The organism is Streptomyces sp. x-80 (genome assembly GCF_046549095.1).
In the GTDB taxonomy this organism is placed as follows: Bacteria; Actinomycetota; Actinomycetes; order Streptomycetales; family Streptomycetaceae; genus Streptomyces; species Streptomyces celluloflavus.
This window is the reverse complement of record NZ_JAJPWM010000006.1, coordinates 95,298-116,875: the sequence shown is the minus strand read 5'-3', so window position 1 is coordinate 116,875 and position 21,578 is coordinate 95,298. Positions and strand designations below refer to the sequence as shown.

General features: G+C 73.2%; 18 protein-coding genes. 14 read left to right on the top strand and 4 right to left on the bottom strand.

The window, feature by feature from the left end; translation table 11 throughout:
* Positions 1 to 18 precede the first annotated feature (18 nt).
* Complete coding sequence (locus tag ACLJWH_RS13585; protein ID WP_411141908.1) at positions 19 to 2,115, top strand: FUSC family protein; 2,097 nt, start codon at positions 19 to 21, stop codon at positions 2,113 to 2,115.
* Positions 2,116 to 2,229: 114 nt separating this feature from the next.
* Here the strand turns inward: ACLJWH_RS13585 and ACLJWH_RS13580 are convergent, their stop codons facing one another.
* Positions 2,230 to 4,689, bottom strand: a complete 2,460-nt coding sequence (locus ACLJWH_RS13580) for a Tex family protein (RefSeq protein ID WP_411141907.1) — start codon at positions 4,687 to 4,689, stop codon at positions 2,230 to 2,232.
* A 128-nt stretch (positions 4,690 to 4,817) separates the two neighbouring features.
* On the bottom strand, positions 4,818 to 5,690 hold the full coding sequence (locus ACLJWH_RS13575) for an SCO6745 family protein (protein ID WP_411141906.1): 873 nt from the start codon (positions 5,688 to 5,690) through the stop codon (positions 4,818 to 4,820).
* A 126-nt stretch (positions 5,691 to 5,816) separates the two neighbouring features.
* Between ACLJWH_RS13575 and ACLJWH_RS13570 the strand changes: the two genes are divergently transcribed.
* Together ACLJWH_RS13570 and ACLJWH_RS13565 are read left to right on the top strand one after the other, a co-directional pair.
* A complete protein-coding gene (locus ACLJWH_RS13570) occupies positions 5,817 to 6,770 on the top strand; it encodes a GlxA family transcriptional regulator (RefSeq protein WP_411141905.1) in 954 nt (317 codons plus the stop codon).
* Between the two features lie 185 nt (positions 6,771 to 6,955).
* Entirely contained in the window at positions 6,956 to 7,597 is a 642-nt protein-coding gene (locus ACLJWH_RS13565) for a DJ-1/PfpI family protein (RefSeq protein ID WP_411141904.1), read from the top strand.
* 53 nt (positions 7,598 to 7,650) lie between these two features.
* On the opposite strand, the gene ACLJWH_RS13560 is transcribed toward ACLJWH_RS13565, so the two are convergent.
* The gene (locus ACLJWH_RS13560) at positions 7,651 to 8,421 is read right to left on the bottom strand and encodes an enoyl-CoA hydratase/isomerase family protein (protein WP_411141903.1); all 771 of its coding nucleotides are present in this window, start codon (positions 8,419 to 8,421) and stop codon (positions 7,651 to 7,653) included.
* A gap of 55 nt (positions 8,422 to 8,476) precedes the next feature.
* Between ACLJWH_RS13560 and ACLJWH_RS13555 the strand changes: the two genes are divergently transcribed.
* Positions 8,477 to 10,120: an ABC-F family ATP-binding cassette domain-containing protein gene (locus ACLJWH_RS13555; protein WP_411141902.1), complete on the top strand. Its 1,644-nt coding sequence runs from the start codon at positions 8,477 to 8,479 to the stop codon at positions 10,118 to 10,120.
* A 257-nt stretch (positions 10,121 to 10,377) separates the two neighbouring features.
* Positions 10,378 to 10,869: an ATP-binding protein gene (locus tag ACLJWH_RS13550; protein ID WP_411141901.1), complete on the top strand. Its 492-nt coding sequence runs from the start codon at positions 10,378 to 10,380 to the stop codon at positions 10,867 to 10,869.
* Here ACLJWH_RS13550 and idi read toward each other — a convergent pair.
* Entirely contained in the window at positions 10,844 to 11,455 is a 612-nt protein-coding gene (gene idi / locus ACLJWH_RS13545) for an isopentenyl-diphosphate Delta-isomerase (protein ID WP_411141900.1), read from the bottom strand. The genes ACLJWH_RS13550 and idi overlap by 26 nt on opposite strands.
* A gap of 769 nt (positions 11,456 to 12,224) precedes the next feature.
* On the opposite strand from idi, the gene ACLJWH_RS13540 reads away from it, so the two are divergent.
* The 9 genes from ACLJWH_RS13540 (at position 12,225) to hpnD (ending at position 21,560) form a co-directional block, all read left to right on the top strand.
* The gene (locus ACLJWH_RS13540; RefSeq protein ID WP_411142206.1) at positions 12,225 to 14,030 is read left to right on the top strand and encodes a DUF5941 domain-containing protein; all 1,806 of its coding nucleotides are present in this window, start codon (positions 12,225 to 12,227) and stop codon (positions 14,028 to 14,030) included.
* Positions 14,027 to 14,779, top strand: coding sequence for a sugar phosphate nucleotidyltransferase (locus tag ACLJWH_RS13535; protein ID WP_411141899.1), 753 nt, complete (start codon positions 14,027 to 14,029; stop codon positions 14,777 to 14,779). Before ACLJWH_RS13540 ends, ACLJWH_RS13535 begins: the two co-directional genes overlap by 4 nt.
* Positions 14,767 to 15,828, top strand: coding sequence for an iron-containing alcohol dehydrogenase family protein (locus ACLJWH_RS13530; RefSeq protein ID WP_411141898.1), 1,062 nt, complete (start codon positions 14,767 to 14,769; stop codon positions 15,826 to 15,828). The genes ACLJWH_RS13535 and ACLJWH_RS13530 overlap by 13 nt, the downstream gene beginning before the upstream one ends.
* A complete protein-coding gene (locus tag ACLJWH_RS13525; RefSeq protein WP_411141897.1) occupies positions 15,806 to 16,591 on the top strand; it encodes a CDP-alcohol phosphatidyltransferase family protein in 786 nt (261 codons plus the stop codon). Before ACLJWH_RS13530 ends, ACLJWH_RS13525 begins: the two co-directional genes overlap by 23 nt.
* Entirely contained in the window at positions 16,588 to 17,493 is a 906-nt protein-coding gene (locus ACLJWH_RS13520; protein ID WP_411141896.1) for a glycosyltransferase family 2 protein, read from the top strand. The genes ACLJWH_RS13525 and ACLJWH_RS13520 overlap by 4 nt, the downstream gene beginning before the upstream one ends.
* A 78-nt stretch (positions 17,494 to 17,571) precedes the next feature.
* Positions 17,572 to 18,501 carry an ABC transporter permease gene (locus ACLJWH_RS13515; RefSeq protein ID WP_411141895.1) on the top strand — a complete coding sequence of 310 codons (930 nt, stop codon included), beginning with the start codon at positions 17,572 to 17,574 and terminating at the stop codon, positions 18,499 to 18,501.
* Entirely contained in the window at positions 18,494 to 19,288 is a 795-nt protein-coding gene (locus ACLJWH_RS13510; RefSeq protein WP_411141894.1) for an ABC transporter ATP-binding protein, read from the top strand. The genes ACLJWH_RS13515 and ACLJWH_RS13510 overlap by 8 nt, the downstream gene beginning before the upstream one ends.
* A gap of 455 nt (positions 19,289 to 19,743) precedes the next feature.
* The gene (gene hpnC / locus ACLJWH_RS13505) at positions 19,744 to 20,610 is read left to right on the top strand and encodes a squalene synthase HpnC (protein WP_411142205.1); all 867 of its coding nucleotides are present in this window, start codon (positions 19,744 to 19,746) and stop codon (positions 20,608 to 20,610) included.
* Entirely contained in the window at positions 20,607 to 21,560 is a 954-nt protein-coding gene (gene hpnD, locus ACLJWH_RS13500) for a presqualene diphosphate synthase HpnD (RefSeq protein WP_411141893.1), read from the top strand. Before hpnC ends, hpnD begins: the two co-directional genes overlap by 4 nt.
* Positions 21,561 to 21,578 lie beyond the last annotated feature (18 nt).

Sequence of the window (21,578 nt, the reverse complement as noted above, 5' to 3'; positions counted from 1 at the left end):
CGTCGTCTGAGGAGGCCCATGCCCCGCGCGCAGCGCGCCGTGCCCGCCTGGCTCGCCCACCCCTTCCGCTGGCAGCGGCTGCCCGTTCCGTGGGCGGCGGTCGCCCGCGGAACCCTGTGCGCGGGACCGCTGCTGGGCGCGGGCATCGCGACCGGCCATCCGGCGGCCGGTGTACTGACCGGCCTCGGCTCGATGCTGGCCGGTGTCAACGACCGGCCCGGCACCCGCCGCACCGGCATCGTCCACGTCGGCCTGCCCGCCCTCGCCTCGGCCCTCGGCATGCTGATGGGCGCCTCGCTCCAGTCCGCCGGCGCGGGCTGGTGGGTGGTCCCGGCGCTCTTCGCCGTCGGCTTCGTCTCCGGCGCGGGCAGCGTGGCCGGGCCGGTACGGTCCAACGCGGGCATGCAGATGCTGGCCGCCACCATCCTCGGTGCGGGCATGCCGCTGCCCGGCGCGCCCTGGACGAAGGCCCTCTACGTTCTCGCCGGCTGTCTGTGGCTGCTCCTGCTGCGCCTCGTACTGCGTTCGCCGCGCCCCGCGGGCGGCCCGCTCAGCGGTGAGCGGGCGGTGGTGGCCACCGTCTTCGACGCGCTCGCCGACGCGCTGGGCGCGGCCGGCGGACCCGGCGCCGAGCCCGCCCGGCGCAAGGTGACCGCCGCCCTGGACCGCGCGGACGAGGCGCTGCGGCTGCGCCGGCTGACCGGCCGGCTGCTGCACCGGCGCGTCCGTCCGGAGGAACTCCTGCTGGCCGAGCGGTTCACCGCGGCGACGCGGCTGTGCGAGGCCAGCGTCGCGCTCCTGTGGGAGGCCCGTCCGCTGCCGTCCCGGGTCGCGGAGAGCCCCCGGCGGTTCGCCGAGGCGCTGCGCAGCGGCCGCCCGCCGGGCACCGTGTCGGCCCCGGAGACCGGTTCCGCCGGGCGCGGCGCCTTCGACCGTGCCCTCCTGGACGCCGCGGTCGTCTTCGCCCGCCCGCGGCCGCTGTCGACGGAGCCGTCGCCGACCGGGCCGTCGCCGACCGGGCCGTCGACGACGGGGCCGGAGCCGGCGCCCGGCCCGGGGACGGGTGCCGCCGCCGGGCCGGGCGGACCGGCGCGACGGCCCCGGCCCGCCCCGCCCGGCCGTGCTACCCCGGTGACCGCGGCCCGCCGGGCGTTCCGTCTCATCAGCGGGCGGACGCGCCCCGGGCGGAGCATGCTCGGACCCGCCGGGCGGGGCTACGGCCTACGGGTCGCCGTCTGCATCGCCGCGGCCACCGCGGTGGCCCTGCTGCTGCGGGCCGACCACTGGTACTGGCTCCCGGCGACCGTCACCTTCCTCGTCAAGCCGGACCTCGGCCCGCTCTTCTCCCGTACGGTCAACCGGTTCGCCGGCACCCTCGCCGGTGTGCTGCTCTTCGCCGGGGCCGGACTGCTGCTGACCGGCTCGTGGTGGCCGGCGCTGGTGGCCGGGGCGGGCGGTGCGCTGCTGCCGTTCGCCACCCGCCACTTCGCCCTCCAGACCGTCGCGATCACCCTCATGGTGCTGTCGTTCGTGTACGTCAGCGGCGCTCCGCAGGCCGCCGGTGAGCGGATCGCCGATACGTCCATCGCCTGCGGCATCGTGCTCGTCGTCGGCCATCTGCCGCAGCTCGCCGACCCGCGCCGCCGGGTCGGCCAGCGCGTCACCGCGGCGCTGCGCGCCACCGAGCAGTTCCTGCGGCACGTCCTGGAGGCGGAGCCGGGGCAGGAACCCACCGAGCGGCTGGCGCTGCGCCGGGCCGCCTACCGGGTGCTGGGGGAGGCACGGGCCGCTGCGGAGAGCGCCGCGGCCGAACTCCTCGCCGCCCGCGGCGGCCGCAACCCGGACTGGCTGACCGTCGTCACCGCGGCCGAGCGCATCGTGGACGCCGCGACGGCCTGCGCGGTACGCCTCGACCACGGCGCCCGCCGCCCGAGCACCGACGAGGCGGAGCGGCTGTGCCGGGCGCTGTCCGCGATGGCCGACGCCCTGGAGGACCCCCGGCGGCCGGGCCCCGCCGCCCCGGCTCCCGAGATACGGCCCGTCCCGGACTGCGCCACCCTCACGGACGTGGCCGCCGAACTGGAACGGCTACGGGGTTACGCGGGCGCCGCCTGAGCCCGCGCGGGGCCAGGCCGGGGCGGGTCCCCCGGCCGGCCCCGCGCCGCGTCGGCCGGCGCACACGGCGGCGTGCGGTGTGCCCCGCCGCCGCGCGCGCTGTGCCGTCCGCCGTCAGCGCCCGCCGCGCTCCCGGCCCAGCAGACCGGCCCGGCGCAGCGCGTCGGCCATCGCGTCGTTCGCCGGCCCGGCCTCGCGCCCGCCACCGCGGCGGTCCCCGCCACGCGGCGCCTGGCCGCCCTGCCGCGGCCGCGGCGCACCGTCGCGACCGCCCGCGCCACCACGGCGCTCACCGCCACCGCTCCGGCGCCCGTCGCCGCCCGCGCCGCCGCGCCGCTCGCCGCCGCTCGCCGCCGCGCCGCCCTTGCCCGGCTCGTCGTCCAGCCGCAGCGTCAGCGAGATCCGCTTCCGCGGAATGTCGACATCGAGCACCTTGACCCGCACGATGTCGCCCGGCTTCACGACATCCCGCGGGTCCTTGACGAACGTCTTCGACATCGCCGAGACATGGACCAGCCCGTCCTGGTGGACGCCCACGTCCACGAACGCCCCGAAGGCGGCGACGTTCGTCACCACACCCTCCAGCAGCATCCCCGGCGCCAGATCGCCGATCTTCTCCACGCCGTCCTTGAAGGTCGCGGTCTTGAAGACCGGCCGCGGGTCACGCCCCGGCTTCTCCAGCTCCCGGAGGATGTCGCCGACCGTCGGCAGACCGAAGGAGTCATCGACGAAATCCGCCGGCCGCAGCGCGCGCAGCGCCGGCGCGTTGCCGATCAGCGACCCGACCGCACCGCCCGTGGCACCGGCCATCCGGCGCACCACCGGGTACGCCTCCGGGTGCACGCTGGAGGCGTCCAGCGGGTCGTCGCCGCCGCGGATCCGCAGGAAGCCCGCGCACTGCTCGTACGCCTTCGGGCCGAGCCGCGCCACGTCCTTGAGGGCCTTGCGGGAGCGGAACGGGCCGTTGGTGTCGCGGTGCGCGACGATGTTCTCGGCCAGACCGGAACCGATGCCCGACACCCGCGAAAGCAGCGGTGCGGACGCGGTGTTGACGTCCACCCCGACACCGTTCACACAGTCCTCGACCACCGCGTCCAGCGAGCGCGACAGCTTCACCTCGGACAGGTCGTGCTGGTACTGACCGACGCCGATCGACTTCGGGTCGATCTTGACCAGCTCGGCCAGCGGGTCCTGGAGCCGGCGCGCGATGGACACCGCGCCGCGCAGCGACACGTCCAGCTCGGGCAGCTCCTGGGAGGCGAACGCGGAGGCGGAGTACACCGAGGCGCCCGCCTCGGACACCATCACCTTCGTCAGCTTCAGCTCGGGCTGCGCGGCGATCAGATCGGCCGCCAGCTTGTCGGTCTCCCGCGAGGCGGTGCCGTTGCCGATCGCGATCAGCTCGACGTCGTGCTCGCGCGCCAGCCGCGCCAGGGTGGCCAGCGATGCGTCCCACTTCTGCTGCGGCACATGCGGATAAATCGTCTCGGTGGCCGCCACCTTGCCGGTCGCGTCGACGACCGCGACCTTCACCCCCGTACGGAAACCGGGGTCGAGGCCCATCGTCGCGCGCGTCCCGGCGGGCGCCGCCAGCAGCAGATCGCGCAGGTTCGACGCGAAGACCCGTACCGCCTCGTCCTCGGCGGCCTGCCGCAGCCGCAGCCGCAGATCGATCCCGAGGTGCACCTGGACACGGGTCCGCCAGGCCCAGCGGACGGTGTCCTGAAGCCACTTGTCGCCCGGCCGGCCCCGGTCGGCGATGCCGAAACGGTGCGCGATGGCCCGCTCGTACGGGCTCGGCCCCTCGGTCGCCGCCGACGGGTCCGCCGGCTCCAGCGCGAGGTCGAGGACCTCCTCCTTCTCGCCGCGGAACATCGCCAGCACCCGGTGCGAGGGCAGTTCGGTGAACGGCTCGGCGAAGTCGAAGTAGTCGGCGAACTTCGCGCCGGCCTCCTCCTTGCCGTCGCGCACCTTCGCCGCGACCCGCCCGTGCGACCACATCCGCTCGCGCAACTCGCCGATCAGGTCCGCGTCCTCACCGAACCGCTCGGTCAGGATCGCCCGCGCGCCCTCCAGGGCGGCGGCCGCGTCGGCGACCCCCTTGGCGTCGTCCACGAACGCGGCGGCGGCCGCCGCGGGCGCCACCGACGGATCGCCCAGCAGCCCCTCGGCCAGCGGTTCCAGTCCGGCCTCCCGCGCGATCTGCGCCTTGGTGCGCCGCTTGGGCTTGTACGGGAGGTAGATGTCCTCCAGCCGGGCCTTGGCGTCGGCGCCGAGGATCCGCGCCTCCAGGGCGGCGTCCAGTTTGCCCTGCGACCGTACCGACTCCAGGATCGCGGTCCGCCGCTCCTCCAGCTCCCGCAGATAGCGCAGCCGCTCCTCCAGCGAGCGCAGCTGCGCGTCGTCGAGGAGTTCGGTGGCCTCCTTGCGGTAACGCGCGATGAACGGCACCGTCGAGCCACCGTCGAGCAGTTCGACCGCGGCCCTCACCTGCCGCTCCTTGACGCCGAGCTCCCCGGCGATCCTCGCTTCGATGGACCCGAGGGTCCCGATGGGCTCAGTGGGTGCCGTCACGTTGATCCTGACCCGCCTTCCAGCGCTTGCTTGAGCCTGCATTGTGCAGGCTGGCGGGCCGGACTGTCGCGCCGCCCAGCCGGGATCCTCGGGGTGTGAGAAGGCGCACGCACACCCCGGCGGACGGCTCAGCGCTTGCCGAAGAGGTCCGCGGGGAAGGCCCCGGCGGCCACCGCGGGAGTGAGGAACCCCGCCGTCAGCTCGGTCAGCCGGGCCACCCCCGTGGCGCCCAGATGCTCGTACGGCGCCCGGTCCAGACGGTCGGTGGCGTCCTCCAGGTCCTTGCGCAGCTGCTCACCGGCCGGGGTCAGCCCGCCCGCCGAGTCCAGCAGCCCGCGGCCGCGCAGCCGGTCCTGCGCCGCCGCCCACTCCTCCTGGGACCAGCCGCGCGTCCGCATGACCCATTCAAGGCCCATCCCGTGACCGCTGGCGGTGTGCGTGACCAGCGCCTCCACCGCGTCCAGTTCGGCGTCCAGCAGCGTCATCAGGTGCCCGTCACCGCGGTGTTCGCGCAGCAGCGTCGCGGCGTGCCAGAGGGCGAGGTGCGGCGCGGCCGGCACCGGCAGGTCGGCGTGCGCGGCGAACAGCGGGCGGGCGTACGGGGTGCACGCCTCCGCGGCGCGCAGCGCCAGCCGGGCGGCCTCCGCCATCTCCGCGGACTCCAGGGCGGCGTCGCCCAGCAGCCGGCGCAGCGTGGCGTCCGCGACCCGCAGCCGGGCGTCCAGGACGGTCCGCGGCGCGGCGACGGACCAGATGTGCGGGACGTGCCGCGCGACCAGTGTGTGGCTGAAGTTGTAGAAGGCGGCGGTGACGGCGCCGGGGCCGACCGCGCCCATGGCCGCGGCCCGGATCGCGAGGTAGGCGGCGGCACTGTCCTCGATGCCGGTCTTCGCGAGTTCGGTGCTCAGTTCGGGCGAGAAGTAGTGCATCGCGTGGAACGAGTTGAGGGCGCTCTGGCAGCGCCGGCCGGCGCGCTCGGGCAGTGCGGTCGTAGAGGTCATGGCGGGCAGGCTACCGACCCGTCGGTATGGGGGTGTGCGCAGGTCCGGTCACCACCGGGGGCGGATGGCAGTAAAGGTGGGTTATTCGTCATTGCCGCCCTCGCCGGCGCTGCCCAGGATGGAGGCATGGAACAGCGCGATGTGCTGGTCGTCCTCTTCGACCGCCTCCAGAGCCTCGACGTCACCGGGCCGGTCGAGGTCTTCAGCGGCGCGGCCGCCGCCGCCCCGGGCGCCTACCGCATCCGTACCGCGAGCCTGGACGGCGCCCCGGTCCGCACCTCCAGTGGCCTGACGCTCACCCCGGACCTCGCGCTCGCCGACGCCGGAGCGCCCGACACCCTCCTGGTCCCCGGCGGCGAGGGCACCCGCACCCCCGATCCGCGGCTGATCGACTGGCTGCGCACCCATGCCCACCGCGCCCGGCGCAAGGTCTCGGTGTGCAGCGGGGCGCTGCTGCTGGCCGAGGCCGGGCTGCTGGACGGCCGCCGCGTGACGACCCACTGGACGCTCTGCGCCGCCCTCGCCGAACGGTTCCCCGCCGTCCGGGTCGAACCGGAACCGATCTACGTACGGGACGGGGACCTCACCACCTCCGCGGGCGTCACGGCCGGTATCGACCTCGCGCTGGCCCTGGTGGAGGAGGACCTCGGCCGGGACCTCGCGCTGTCCATCGCCCGCCATCTGGTCGTCTTCCTGCGCCGGCCGGGCAACCAGACCCAGTTCAGCGCCCAGCTCGCCGTCCAGACCGCGGAGCGGCGGCCGCTGCGCGACGTCCAGCAGTGGATCACCGAGCACCCGGCGGCCGACCTGTCCGTGGACGCCCTCGCGGACCGCGCCGGGCTCTCCCCGCGGCACTTCGCCCGCGCCTTCCGCGACGAGGTCGGCATGACGCCGGGCCGCTATGCCGGCCGGGTACGGCTGGAGGCCGCCCGGCGGCGCCTGGAGGACACCGCCGACGGCATCGAGGAGGTGGCCCGGCACTGCGGGTACGGCACTCCCGAGGCGATGCGCCGCGCCTTCGTACGGACCCTGGGCGCCGCCCCGGCCGAATACCGCCGGCGCTTCCAGCCGGCCCGCTGACCGGCCCGGCCGCACCCGGCCGGACCCGCCGCCCGTTACCACGACAGCCGCGCGGAGCCCCCGCGCCGCACTCCGCCCCGGCCCGCCGCCACCTGACGATCCGGCTCCCACCTGCCGGCCGACAACCCAAGCCCCCAGTACCTCCCGAACCTCCCCAAGCTCACGCATTCCTGAAAGGCACCGCCATGCAGATCGCGATCCTGCTCTACGACCGCTTCACCGCGCTGGACGCCGTGGGCCCCTACGAGACGCTCGGCCGCCTGCCGGGCGCGGCGCCGGTCTTCGTCGGCGCGCGCACCGGCCCGTACCGCAACGACGCGGACGGGCTCACGATGGTGGCCGACGCCGCACTGTCCGAGGTCACCGCGCCCGACATCCTCGTCGTACCGGGCGGCCCGGGGCAGACCGCGCTCATGGCGGACGGCCCGCTGCACGACTGGATCCGTGCCGTGGACGCGGGCACCACCTGGACCACCTCGGTGTGCACCGGTTCCCTGATCCTGGCCGCGGCCGGCCTCCTCACCGGCCGCCGGGCGACCTCCCACTGGCTGGCGCTGGACCAGCTGCCCGCGTTCGGCGCCACGCCGACCGGGGAACGGGTGGTCGTCGACGGCAAGTACGTCACCGCGGCCGGGGTCTCCTCCGGCATCGACATGGGTCTGACCCTGGCGGGCCGGATCGCGGGCGACGCCGTCGCCCAGGCGATCCAGCTCGGCATGGAGTACGACCCGCAGCCGCCGTACGACGCCGGCTCCCCGCAGAAGGCGCCCGCCGAGGTCACCGCGGAACTGCGGGAGCGCAGCCGGTTCCTCCTCAACGGGGAGTGAGCCCCGGCCGGGGAGCGGCCCGCGGCCCGGCCGGGGCCTCGGCGGGCGCCGCCTCAGCCCGCCGGCCAGGTGAAGCGCGGCGCCCGGCGCTCCAGGAAGGCGGCGGCCCCCTCCACGGTGTCGCCGCTCTCCCGTGCCTGCGCCGCCCAGTACGCGGCCCGCTCCTCGGCCGCCGCCACCGGTACCTCCCACGCCCCGTCCACCAGCTCCTTCGCCGCGGTCTGCGTCAGCCGCGACCGGCTCGCCAGTACGGCCGCGAAGTCCGCCACCCGCTTGTCCAGCTCCCCCTCGGGCAGCACCTCGTCCACCAGACCGGTCCGCAGCGCCCGCGCGCTGTCGATCAACTCCCCGGAGAAGAGCAGGTACTTGGCGGCCGACGGGCCGACCAGCCGGACCAGCCGCCGGGTGGCGGACACCGGATAGACGACCGCCAGCTTCGCCGGCGTCACCCCGAACAGCGCCCCCTCCTCCGCGAACCGCAGATCGCAGGCGGCCGCCAGCTGGCAGCCGCCGCCCACGCAGTAGCCGCGGACCGCCGCCAGCGTCGGCCCGGGGAACGCCGCCAGCGCCTCCTCGGCCGCCACCGCCAGAGCCTGCGGCTCGTCCACCGTGTCCCGCAGCGCCCCGATGTCCGCCCCGGCGCAGAACGTCCCGCCCTCGCCCGTCAGCACGAGGGCCCGTACCGCGCGATCGGCCGCCAGCCGCGCCAGCAGCGGCGGCAGCTCCCGCCACATCCGCGCGGTCATCGCGTTCCGCTTGCCGGTGTTGCTGATCGTGACGGTCGCTGTGCCGTCGCTGACACCCGTCCTCAGGCCCGGTTCCATGCCCCGGATATTAGAACGACCGTCCAGCGGGCGGGCGGATACGATCGGCGGTCTGATGTCAGCAACTCTCGTCGCCAAAGACCTCGCCGCCGGCCACGGCGAGCGCGTCCTGTTCTCCGGTCTCGATCTGGTCGTCGCCCCCGGCGATGTGATCGGCCTCGTCGGCGCCAACGGCGCGGGCAAGTCCACCCTGCTGCGCCTGCTGGCCGGTCTGGACACCCCGGAGGACGGCGGACTCGCGCTCAGCCCGCCCACCGCCACCGTCGGCCACCTCCCGCAGGAGCCCGACCGCCGCCCCGGAGAGTCCGTCCGCTCCTTCCTCGCCCGCCGCACCGGCGTGACCGACGCGCAGCTCGCCCTGGACACCGCCACCCAGGCGCTGGTCGACGAGCGGCCGGGCGCGGACGACGCCTACGCCACCGCCCTGGAGCGCTGGCTCGCGCTGGGCGCCGCCGATCTGGAGGAGCGCGCCGAGGAGACCGCCGCCCAGCTCGGCCTCACCATCGGCCTCGACCAGCCGATGACCTCCCTGTCCGGCGGCCAGGCCGCCCGCGCCTCGCTCGCCTCCCTGCTGCTCTCCCGCTACGACGTCTTCCTGCTGGACGAGCCGACCAACGACCTCGACCTGGACGGGCTGCAACGGCTGGAATCGTTCGTCACCGGCCTGCGCGCCGGCACGGTCCTGGTCAGCCACGACCGCGAATTCCTGATCCGTACGGTCAACCGCGTCGTCGAACTCGACCTCGCCCAGCAGCAGGTCAACACCTACGGCGGCGGCTACGCGTCCTATCTGGAGGAGCGCGCGCGGGCCCGCCGGCACGCCCGGGAGCAGTACGAGGAGTACGCCGACACCAAGACCGCCCTGGAGACCCGCGCCCGCACCCAGCGCAACTGGATGGAGAAGGGCGTCAGGAACGCCCGCCGCAAGGCCACCGACGGCGACAAGATCGGCCGCAACGCGCGGGTGGAGTCCACCGAGAAGCAGGCCGCCAAGGCCAAGCAGACGCAGCGCCTGATCGAGCGTCTCGACGTCGTCGAGGAACCCCGCAAGGAGTGGGAGCTGCGGATGGAGATCGCCGCCGCGCCCCGGGCCGGCGCGGTGGTGGCCACCCTCCGCGGTGCCGAGGTCCGCCGCGGCGACTTCCGCTTCGGACCGGTGGACCTCCAGATCGACTGGGCGGACCGGGTCGCCATCACCGGGCCCAACGGCTCCGGCAAGTCCACGCTGCTCGCCGCCCTCCTCGGCCGGCTCCCGCTGGACGCCGGGCAGGCTTCGCTCGGCCCCGGTGTGGTGGTCGGCGAGGTCGACCAGGCGCGCGGCCTGTTCGTCGGCGACGAGCCGCTGATGGACGCCTTCCGGGCCTCGGTACCGGACCTGCCGCCCGCCGAGGTGCGCACCCTGCTCGCGAAGTTCGGGCTGAAGGCGGCCCATGTGCTGCGCCCGGCGCGCACCCTCTCGCCGGGGGAGCGGACCCGGGCCGCACTGGCCCTCCTCCAGGGCCGCGGGGTCAACCTCCTCGTGCTGGACGAGCCGACCAACCACCTCGACCTGCCGGCCATCGAACAGCTGGAGTCCGCGCTCGCCTCGTACCCGGGCACCCTGCTGCTGGTCACCCACGACCGCCGGATGCTGGACGCGGTGCACACCACCCGCCGTATCGAGGCCGCCGGCGGACGGATCACCGACCGGCCGGTGTGACCGCGGGCGGGGAAGGGCCGCCGGACGCCCCGCCCCGCGTGACGATCAACGGTCCGTGCCCCGCCGGGCGGCGCGGCGGGGCACCGGACCGTACGGCGGCCACTCCGCGACAGTCCGTGGACAAGAATCAAAGGCAGCAGGATCAGTCGCCGGACCGAGCACGCCACTCGTAAACAGTCAAAAGACGTCGATAGGTGCTGACTTATGTTCAGCGGGCCGGCCGGGGCCACGGCGTTCTCAACACTCGACGTGTGAGGATGCCTTCCGGACCCCCCGCAGACCCCCCCGAGGAACTGACCGTCCCGCCCGCGTACGAAGGTGTGTGGCGGTTCACCGCCCCGGCACTGGAGGTGTCCGTGCCCCGGGCGCGCCACGCGGTCCGGGCCCTCCTCGACGACCGGCGCGTACCCGTCGCCTCCTGCGTCGTGGACAGCCTGCTGCTGATCGTCTCCGAACTCGTCACCAACGCCGTACAGCACGCCGCCCTGCTCTCACCCGAGATCGCCGTACAGCTCAGCGTCGGCGCCGGCCGGCTGCGCGTCGCCGTCGAGGACGGCCACCCCTACCGCCCCAGGGCGGTGGAGGCGGACGAGGGCGACACCGGCGGCCGGGGCCTGTGGCTGGTCAAGATGATCACCGCGGAGGCGGGCGGCAGCTGCGACGTCGAGCACACCGCGAACGGCGGCAAGGCCGTCTGGGCCGAGCTGCCGCTCGTCCCGCTCGCTACCAGCCCGCCGACGGCCCGGTGAGCTCGCGGACCGCGGGGCGCGCGGTGTCCAGCACGGTCATGAACCAGGCCGAGAACGGCTCCCGGGCATGCCGCTCGGCCAGCTCCTTCGGCGTCACGAACGCGATCTCGCCGATCTCCGCCGGATCCGGCGCGGGCTCGGTCCGCACCAGCCCGACGAACAGGTGGTTGAACTCCTGCTCCACGAGTCCGGAGTCCGGATCGGGGTGGTTGTAGCGCACCGTGCCGGCCTCCGCGAGCAGCGCCGGGGCCAGCCCCAGCTCCTCGGCGGTGCGCCGGGCCGCGGCCGCGAACGGCATCTCGCCCGGGTACGGATGCCCGCAGCAGGTGTTGGACCACACACCGGGGGAGTGGTACTTCGCCAGCGCCCGGCGCTGGAGCAGCAGCCGGCCCTTCTCGTCGAAGAGGAAGACGGAGAACGCCCGGTGCAGCTGGCCAGGAGGCTGATGGGCGGCGAGCTTCTCCGCGGTGCCGATCGTCGTACCGTCCTCGTCGACCAGCTCCAGCATGATCGATTCGTCGGCGGCGCCCGGTGCGGTCGCCGCCGAGAGCCCGGCGGTCTGTCCGTTGGCAGGTGTGATCGGCATTGCCCGTCCTTGTCGTCGGTCTTCGACGACAAGTCTGCCCTAGGGGGTGTCGTCGAAGCGGTGCCTGCCCCGCGGTGTCCGACACGGCACCTCGCGGCGTTGTCGGGATCACCCCGATACATCCAGTATCGGGGGCGGCCCATCGCCGTGCGACGCACCGCACCGGGCACCGCGGGACCCGCCCTTCGGGCGGACGATGCCATTGTCCGGGCGGACGACACCACGGTGACGGCGGGCCCTGGCCGCGTCCGCACCGGCACCTGCGCTCCGGCCACGGAACCCGCACCGGGGCGTACGGAACACCGCGCCCCGCATCCCGGCACCCCCCCCCGCGCACCGCGCCCGGCCGGTGAGAAGGTCCACACCGCTCCCGTGCGCACCACGGCCGACGCCCGCGCCGCCGGCCCGGCCGGGCAACCGGCCGGCAGCGGCCGCCGGCCCCGCACCGGTCCGGCCCCACCGCCGTCGGCCCAACCCACCCCACCTATGACCAGTCCGTACATAACCGGCATCCGATCGGCCCCGGCCGCGGGCGGCAGTTGTTCATGCGGCGCCCGATCGACGATGATGATCGCGGCAGACGCGGCCTTCGGTCACTCGATCGTGCGATGAATGCGCGGTGAACGGCCTCCTCCGGCGATCCGATAGCCTCTGCCGACGTGCCACCAACCCTCCAGGGGTGAGGTGTGCCACGCCCACTGCCCGGGTAGTTCGTACCGAATGCGGACCGACCGGCGCTGCCTTGTCAGCATCCAAGGAGTGAGTTCGTCTGTCGACCGCCATCCTCACCGGTCCGCCGGTAGCCGGGTCGTCGCTCGAAGCCGACCTGCGCTCGCTGGGCTTCGACGTCCGCACGGCGGATGACCCCGCGTCCGCCGCGGACCTGATCGCCGCGGTGCCCGCACAGGAGCGGGTGGCCGTCGTCGACCCCCGCTTCGTCGGCCATCCGCACGCCCTGCGGCTCGCCCTGACCGACCCGCGCTTCCCGGCCGCGGCCGTGCCCGGCGCGCTCACCGCGCAGCCCGAGGCCCGCCCCGCGCTGGTCCGCGCCGCCGCCGCGATCCCGGTCGGCGCCGGCACCGCGCACCTCACCGACGTCCTCACGGAGACGCTGACCGACTCCCTCGACCGCGACGGCGTCGGCCTCCAGCGCATCGAGCTGGGCAGCCTGGTCGCCACCGTCGCGCTCACCCCCGCCCAGCGCGCGGACGCCCGGGACGCCGTGGCGGCCGTCGACGACGAGGCGGTACGGCTGCGCACCGCGGTCAAGTCCCGCGACGGTTTCTTCACGACCTTCTGCATCAGCCCGTACTCCCGCTACCTCGCCCGCTGGTGCGCGCGCCGCGGTCTGACCCCCAACCAGGTCACCACCGCGTCCCTGCTCACCGCGGTCATCGCGGCGGGCTGCGCGGCCACCGGCAGCCGCGGCGGCTTCATCGCGGCCGGCGTCCTGCTGCTCTTCTCCTTCGTCCTGGACTGCACCGACGGGCAGCTCGCCCGCTACTCCCTCCAGTACTCGACGATGGGCGCCTGGCTCGACGCGACGTTCGACCGGGCCAAGGAGTACGCCTACTACGCCGGTCTCGCCCTGGGCGCCGCCCGCGGCGGCGACGACGTCTGGGCGCTGGCCCTCGGCGCGATGATCCTCCAGACCTGCCGCCATGTCGTCGACTTCTCCTTCAACGAGGCGAACCACGACGCCGACGCCAACACCAGTCCCACCGCGGCGCTCTCCGACAGGCTCGACAGCGTCGGCTGGACGGTCTGGCTACGCCGGATGATCGTGCTGCCCATCGGCGAACGCTGGGCCATGATCGCCGTCCTCACCGCGTTCACCACCCCGCGCATCGTCTTCTACGCGCTGCTCATCGGCTGCGCGCTGGCCGCCTGCTACACCACCGCGGGCCGGGTGCTGCGCTCCCTGACCCGCCGGGCCCGGCGCACCGATCGCGCCGCGCGGGCGCTCGCCGACCTCGCGGACTCCGGCCCGCTCGCCGAACTGTGCGCCGGCGGGGCGCGCGGCCGCGGCCGCGCGAGCTCCTTCCTGGCGCCCGCCATGGCCTTCCTGTCCACCGCCGTCCTGCTGGTGTGGGTGCTCTTCCAGGACCACCCCGCGTCCTGGCCGACCGTCGGCGTCGCGGCCTGCTCCGCGGTTCTGGCCGGCGCGGCCGTCGCCCGCCCGCTCAAGGGCGTCCTCGACTGGCTGGTGCCGCCGCTCTTCCGGATCGGCGAATACACCACGATCCTGGTTCTGGCCGCCCGCTCGGACGCGCCGGGAGCGCTGCCCGCGGCGTTCGGACTGGTAGCGGCCGTCGCCTACCATCACTACGACACGGTCTACCGCATCCGAGGTGGCAGCGGCGCCCCTCCGCGGTGGCTGGTCCGGGCGGCCGGCGGCCATGAGGGACGGATTCTCGTCGTCACCGTCCTCGCCGCGCTGTTGTCCCCCTCAGGTTTCACCATCGCGCTGACCGCCGTCGCTGTGGTCCTGGCGCTGCTGGTGCTCATCGAGAGCATCCGCTTCTGGGTGTCCTCCGGTGCACCCGCCGTACACGATGAAGGAGAACCCGCATGATCGGCCTCGTGCTGGCAGCCGGCGCCGGACGGCGTCTGCGTCCCTACACCGACACCCTGCCCAAGGCACTGGTGCCGGTGGGCCCGGAACAGGACGGGGAAGCCACGACCATCCTGGACCTGACGCTCGGCAACTTCGCCGAGATCGGCCTGACCGAGGTCGCGATCATCGTCGGCTACCGCAAGGAAGCCGTGTACGAGCGCAAGGAGGCCCTGGAGCAGAAGTACGGCCTCAAGCTCACCCTCATCGACAACGACAAGGCCGAGGAGTGGAACAACGCCTACTCCCTGTGGTGCGGCCGTGACTCCCTCCAGCACACGGTGATCCTCGCCAACGGCGACACCGTGCACCCGGTCTCCGTCGAGAAGACCCTGCTCGCCGCCCGCGGCGACGGCCGGAAGATCATCCTCGCCCTGGACACGGTGAAGCAGCTCGCCGACGAGGAGATGAAGGTCATCGTGGACCCCGTCAAGGGCGTCCAGAAGATCACCAAGCTGATGGACCCGGCGACCGCCACCGGCGAGTACATCGGCGTCACCCTCATCGAGGGTGAGGCCGCCGCCGATCTGGCCGACGCCCTGAAGACGACCTTCGAGCGCGACCCCGACCTCTACTACGAGGACGGCTACCAGGAGCTCGTCAACCGCGGCTTCAAGATCGACGTGGCGCCCATCGGCGACGTCGCGTGGGTCGAGATCGACAACCACGACGACCTCGCGAAGGGCCGTGAGATCGCATGCCGGTACTGACCCGGCTCATCCCGTCCCCCGTCGTCGTCGACATCAACGCCGGCGCCCTGGACGGCCTGGCGGGCCTCCTGGCCGACCAGCGCATCTCCGCATCCGGCAAGCTGGCCGTCGCGATCAGCGGCGGCTCCGGGGCCCGACTGCGCGAGCGGCTGGCCCCCGCGCTGCCCGGCGCCGAGTGGTACGAGGTCGGCGGCGGCACCCTCGACGACGCGATCAAGCTCGGCGACGCCATGAAGAAGGGGCACTACGACGCGGTCGTGGGGCTCGGTGGCGGCAAGATCATCGACTGTGCGAAGTACGCCGCGGCGCGGATCGGGCTGCCGCTCGTGGCCGTCGCGACGAACCTCTCGCACGACGGCCTGTGCTCGCCGGTCGCGACCCTAGACAACGACGCGGGCCGCGGCTCCTACGGCGTGCCGAACCCGATCGCCGTGGTGATCGACCTCGACATCATCCGCGAGGCCCCGGTCCGGTACGTCCGGTCCGGTATCGGCGACGCGATCTCCAACATCTCCGCGGTCGCGGACTGGGAGCTCTCGCACCGGGAGACCGGGGAGTCGATAGACGGACTGGCCGCCGCCATGGCACGCCAGGCCGGTGAGGCCGTGCTCCGGCATCCGGGCGAGGTCGGCGACGACGCCTTCCTCCAGGTGCTCGCCGAGGGTCTGGTCCTCACCGGCATCTCGATGTCGGTGGCCGGTGACAGCCGCCCCGCGTCCGGCGCCTGCCATGAGATCAACCACGCCTTCGACATCCTCTACCCCCGGCGCTCGGCGAGCCATGGCGAGCAGTGCGGCCTCGGCGCAGCCTTCGCCACGCACCTGCGCGGGGACCGGGAGACGAGCGCGCTGATGGCCGGGGTACTGCGCCGGCACGGCCTGCCGGTCACGCCGGGCGAGATCGGCTTCACCGACGAGGAATTCGTCGCCGCCGTCGCCTACGCGCCCAAGACCCGCCCCGGGCGCTACACGATCCTGGAACACCTCGACCTGTCCACCGACCAGATCAGGGACGCTTACGCCGACTATGCACAAGCCGTCAGTAGCTGAACTCCGGCCGGTCGTCCACCCCGATGGTGTGAAGGACCGGCGCAGCGGTGAGCACTGGGCCGGTCGCCTCTACATGCGGGAAATCTCGCTGCGCTGCGACAGGTACCTGGTGAACACCAGGATCACGCCCAACCAGCTCACGTACCTGATGGTCGTCGCCGGCATCCTGGCGGGCGCGGCACTTCTGGTGCCGGGCCTGACCGGGGCGATTCTCGGCGCCGTCCTCATCCAGCTCTACCTGCTGCTGGACTGCGTCGACGGCGAGGTCGCCCGCTGGCGCAAGCAGACCTCGATCACGGGTGTCTATCTCGACCGGATCGGCCATTACCTCTCCGAGGCGGCCCTCCTGGTCGGCTTCGGTATCCGTGGCGCGGACGTCTTCCACCAGCAGGGCGCCGGCACGAACTGGCTGTGGGCGTTCCTGGGGACGCTGGCCGCGCTCGGCGCGATCCTGATCAAGGCCGAGACCGACCTGGTCGATGTCGCGCGGGCCCGCAGCGGCCTGGCCGCGGTCAAGGACGAGGCCGCGGTGCCGCGCTCCTCCGGTCTCGCGCTGGCCCGCAGGGCCGCCGCGGCGCTGAAGTTCCACCGGCTCGTCGGCGGGGTCGAGGCGTCGCTGTTCATCCTGGTGGTGGCCATCGCCGACCAGATCAAGGGTGATCTGTTCCTCACCCGCCTGGGCATCGCCGTGCTCGCCGGCATCGCGATCGTCCAGACACTGCTGCACCTGGTCTCCATCCTCGCCTCCAGCAGGCTCAAATGACGGGGGCGGCCCGGACGCCGGGGTCCGCCGGCACGGTAGGTGCGGTGGTCCTGACGATGGGCAACCGCCCGGCGGAGCTGCGCGCGCTGCTGGACTCGGTCGCCGCCCAGCACGGCGACCCGATCGAGATCGTGGTCGTCGGCAACGGTTCGCCGCTGCCCGAGCTCCCCGAGGGCGTACGGACCGTCGAGCTGCCGGAGAACGTCGGCATCCCCGCGGGCCGCAACGTCGGTATCGAGGCGTTCGGGCCCGGCGGCACCGAGGTGGACGTGCTGCTCTTCCTGGACGACGACGGTCTGCTGGCCCACCCGGATACCGCCGAGCTGTGCCGGGAAGCCTTCGCCAAGGACCCGGAGCTCGGCATCATCAGCTTCCGGATCGCGGATCCGGACACCGGTGAGACCCAGCGCCGGCACGTGCCACGGCTGCGCGCCGCCGACCCCCTGCGGTCCTCCCGGGTCACCACCTTCCTCGGCGGCGCGAACGCGGTCCGTACCAAGGTGTTCGACGAGGTCGGCGGGCTGCCCGGCGACTTCTTCTACGCACATGAGGAGACCGACCTGGCCTGGCGGGCCCTGGACGCGGGCTGGCTGATCGACTACCGGTCGGACATGGTCCTCTTCCACCCGACGACGGCTCCGGCCCGGCACGCGGTCTACCACCGGATGGTGGCGCGCAACCGGGTCTGGCTGGCCCGGCGCAACCTGCCAGCCCCGCTGGTCGTGGTCTATCCCGCCGTCTGGTTCCTGCTGACCCTGGCCCGCCGCCCGTCGCGGCCGGCGCTGCGGGCCTGGCTGGGCGGTTTCCGTGAGGGCTGGGCGAGCCCGTGCGGTCCCAGGCGTCCCATGAAGTGGCGTACCGTGTGGCGCCTGACCCGACTGGGCCGCCCTCCTGTCATCTGACAAGCTCGTATCTGAGAGCATCGGGCGCGAGCCGGGGTGTGGCCCCGGCAGCGCACCTTGAGGACGAAAGTGTCAACTGTGAGCGAGACTACGCACGACAGTGCGGTCGCCATGAGTGCCCCGCCATCACCCGACGAGGGGCTCACCGCGGCCCAGCGTGCCCAGAAGTACGGGCTTTCGCAGAGCGGGGCCCGCCCCAGTCTGCCGGAATACGTCCGGCAGCTGTGGGACCGGCGGCACTTCATCTCCGCCTTTTCCAGCGCGAAGCTGACGGCGCAGTACAGCCAGGCGAAGCTGGGCCAGGTCTGGCAGGTGGCGACGCCGCTGCTGAACGCGCTCGTCTACTACCTCATCTTCGGTCTGCTGATCGGCACGCGGAAGGGCGTCCCCGACTTCGTCCCGTTCCTGGTGACCGGTGTCTTCATCTTCACCTTCACCCAGAGCTCGGTGATGGCCGGTACGCGGGCGATCTCCGGCAACCTGGGGCTGGTCCGCGCGCTGCACTTCCCGCGTGCCTGCCTGCCCATCTCGTTCTGCCTCATGCAGCTCCAGCAGCTGCTGTTCTCGATGGGTGTGCTGGTCCTCATCCTGCTCGGCTTCGGGCAGCTGCCCACCTGGTCGTGGCTGCTGGTGTTCCCGGCGCTGCTGCTGCAATTCGTCTTCAACACCGGCCTGGCGATGGTCATGGCCCGGCTGGGCAGCAAGACCCCCGACCTGGCGCAGCTGATGCCGTTCATCATGCGTACGTGGATGTACGCGTCCGGCGTGATGTTCAGCATCGACCTGATCCTCAAGGGCAAGGACGTCCCGGGGTTCGTCGAGGTCCTGCTCAACGCCAACCCGGCCGCCGTCTACATCGACCTGATGCGTTTCGCGCTGATCGACAGCTTCACGGCACAGCAGCTGCCGCCCCATGTGTGGGCGTTCGCCGCCGGCTGGGCCGTGCTGATGGGTGTCGTCGGCTTTGTGTACTTCTGGAAGGCTGAGGAGCGGTACGGACGTGGCTGAGCAGAAGGACGCCGCCGAGGCGGCAGAGGCCCGCGTGCCGACCGTGATCGCGGACGAGCTGCACATCGTCTACCGGGTGTACGGCACCGGTGCGGGCAAGGGCGGTGCCACGGCGGCGCTCAACCGGATCATCCGCCGTAAGCCGTCGGCGGGCGTGCGCGAGGTGCACGCGGTCAAGGGCGTGAGCTTCACGGCGTACCGCGGTGAGTCGATCGGCCTGATCGGGTCGAACGGCTCCGGCAAGTCGACGCTGCTCAAGGCGGTCGCGGGGCTGCTCCCCGCGGAGTCGGGCAAGGTCTACACGCACGGCCAGCCCTCGCTGCTGGGTGTCAACGCGGCCCTGATGAACGACCTGACCGGCGAGAAGAACGTCGTCCTCGGCGGTCTGGCCATGGGCATGTCCCGCGAACAGGTCCGCGAGCGCTACGAGGGCATCGTCGACTTCTCCGGCATCAACGAGAAGGGCGACTTCATCTCGCTGCCGATGCGCACGTACTCCTCCGGTATGGCGGCCCGCCTGCGGTTCTCCATCGCCGCGGCCAAGGACCACGATGTGCTGATGATCGACGAGGCGCTGGCCACCGGCGACCGCAGCTTCCAGAAGCGCTCCGAGGCGCGCATCCGCGAGCTGCGCAAGGAGGCCGGTACGGTCTTCCTGGTCAGCCACAACAACAAGTCGATCCGGGACACCTGTGACCGGGTGCTGTGGCTGGAGCGGGGCGAGCTGCTGATGGACGGCCCGACCGACGAAGTGATCAAGGCGTACGAGAAGGAGTCGGGCAAGTAGTCCGGCCCGCTCCCCGAGGCCCCGCGACTCCGGCTCGCCGGGGCCTCGGTCATTAATGGATGGTCAACTCCGCCGAGGTCGGGAACAGTTGGATCCGGTGCGACGTTGACTGGATCGTTGCCTTGAGCTTCGGTACCCCCTCGGACACGGACCAGATGTACAGCGTAAGCTGTACGGGGTACTGAACAGCACAAGTGGTGCAAGTCGGGCAATGCTCACCCGCTCGGGCGAAGGTGGCCCGGCCTGGGCGCGCCGCTACCTGCGGCGTGTCCGAAAAGGGATGTTTTGGCTTGGCGGTGTAGAACGGGAGACGTGACGGCAATGGCTACTGGTTCGCTCCGGCTTCCCGACGCGCCGGGCAGCCCCCGGTGAGCGAAGGGGAGGCGCAGACGCGCAGCGTCTTCGACCGGCGGGCGGCGGTCTCCGGCGGGCCGGCCGACGCGCAGTCACGCACCGTGCTGGACCAGGCCGCGCACGAGAACTTCCCGGTGGCGCCGTTCTTCCTGCCCCGCGCCTGGCGCGCCGACCTGATGGCCGTCTACGGCTTCGCCCGGCTCGTCGACGACATCGGTGACGGTGATCTCGCCCCCGGTGGCGGCGACGCCGTGCTGCTCGGCCTGGACCGCGCGCAGTGCGACGACCGCCCCGCGCTGCTGGACGCCCTGGAGGCGGACCTGTACCGCGTCTTCAGCGACCGGGCCCCCGGGCCCCGGCATCCGTTGATGCGCCGGCTCGGCCCGACCGTCCGCCGCTGCGCGCTGACGACCGAGCCGTTCGTCCGCCTGATCGAGGCGAACCGGCAGGACCAGCGGGTGGCCCGCTATGCCACCTACGACGATCTGCTCGCCTACTGCGAGCTGTCCGCCAACCCTGTCGGCCGCCTCGTCCTCGGCATCACCGGCACCGCCAGTCCCGAGCGCATCCGCCGCTCGGACGCGGTCTGCACCGCGTTGCAGATCGTCGAACACCTCCAGGACGTGGCCGAGGACCTCGGCCGCGACCGTATCTACCTCCCCGCCGAGGACATGAAGACTTTCGGGGTCACCGAGGCCGATCTGGCCGCCCCGAGCGGGAGCGCCCCGGTGCGCGCGCTGATCGCCTACGAAGCGGAGCGCGCCCGTGAGCTGCTGGAAGAAGGCACCCCGCTGGTGGGCAGCGTGCACGGCAGGCTCAAACTGCTGCTGGCCGGCTTCGTGGCCGGCGGGCGCGCCGCACTCCGGGCGGTCGCGGCCGCCGATCACGACGTACTCCCCGGACCGCCCAAGTCGACCAAGCTCAGCCTGCTGCGCGAGGTGGGGGCGACATTGCGAAGAGAGGGGTGAGTCGGACCGTGGAGGCAACCGCACACACATCCGCGCCGGTCATCGCCGCGTACCGCTACTGCGAGGCCGTGACCGGGCAGCAGGCACGGAACTTCGCCTACGGCATCCGGCTGCTGCCGGCCGAGAAGCGGCAGGCCATGTCGGCGCTCTACGCCTTCTCGCGGCGGGTCGACGACATCGGCGACGGCACCCTGGAGCCGGCCGCCAAGCACCGGCGCCTGGAGGACACCCGGGCGCTGCTGGCCCGGGTCCAGAACGGCCAGGTGGGGGAGGACGACACCGATCCGGTGGCCGTCGCGCTCGCCGACGCCGCACGCCGCTTCCCGCTGCCGCTCGACGGGCTCGACGAGCTGATCGACGGTGTGCTGATGGACGTCCGCGGCCGGCACTACGAGACCTGGGACGACCTGAAGGACTACTGCCGCTGCGTCGCCGGGGCCATCGGCCGTCTGTCGCTGGGCGTGTTCGGTACCGTGCCCGGCGCGCGGGACGCCGAGCGCGCCTCCGAGTACGCCGATACCCTCGGGCTCGCTCTCCAACTCACCAACATCCTCAGGGACGTTCGCGAGGACGCGGGCAACGGCCGCACCTACCTCCCCGCCGAGGACCTGGCCAAGTTCGGCTGCTCGGCCGGCTTCCACGGCCCGGTCCCGCCGGCCGGCGCCGACTTCACCGGCCTGATGCGCTTCGAGGTCAAGCGCGCCCGCGCGCTCTTCGCCGACGGCTTCCAGCTGCTGCCGATGCTCGACCGGCGCAGTGGCGCCTGTGTGGCGGCGATGGCCGGTATCTACCACCGCCTGCTGTCGCGGATCGCCGCCGACCCCGCGGCGGTGCTGCGCGGCCGGGTCTCGTTGCCCGGCCGGGAGAAGGCGTTCGTCGCGGTGCGCGGGCTCTCCGGGCTCGACGCGCGCGCGATCGGCCGCCGGCAGACCGTCAGGAGGCGCGGATGACGTGCCGGGCCGGCGACA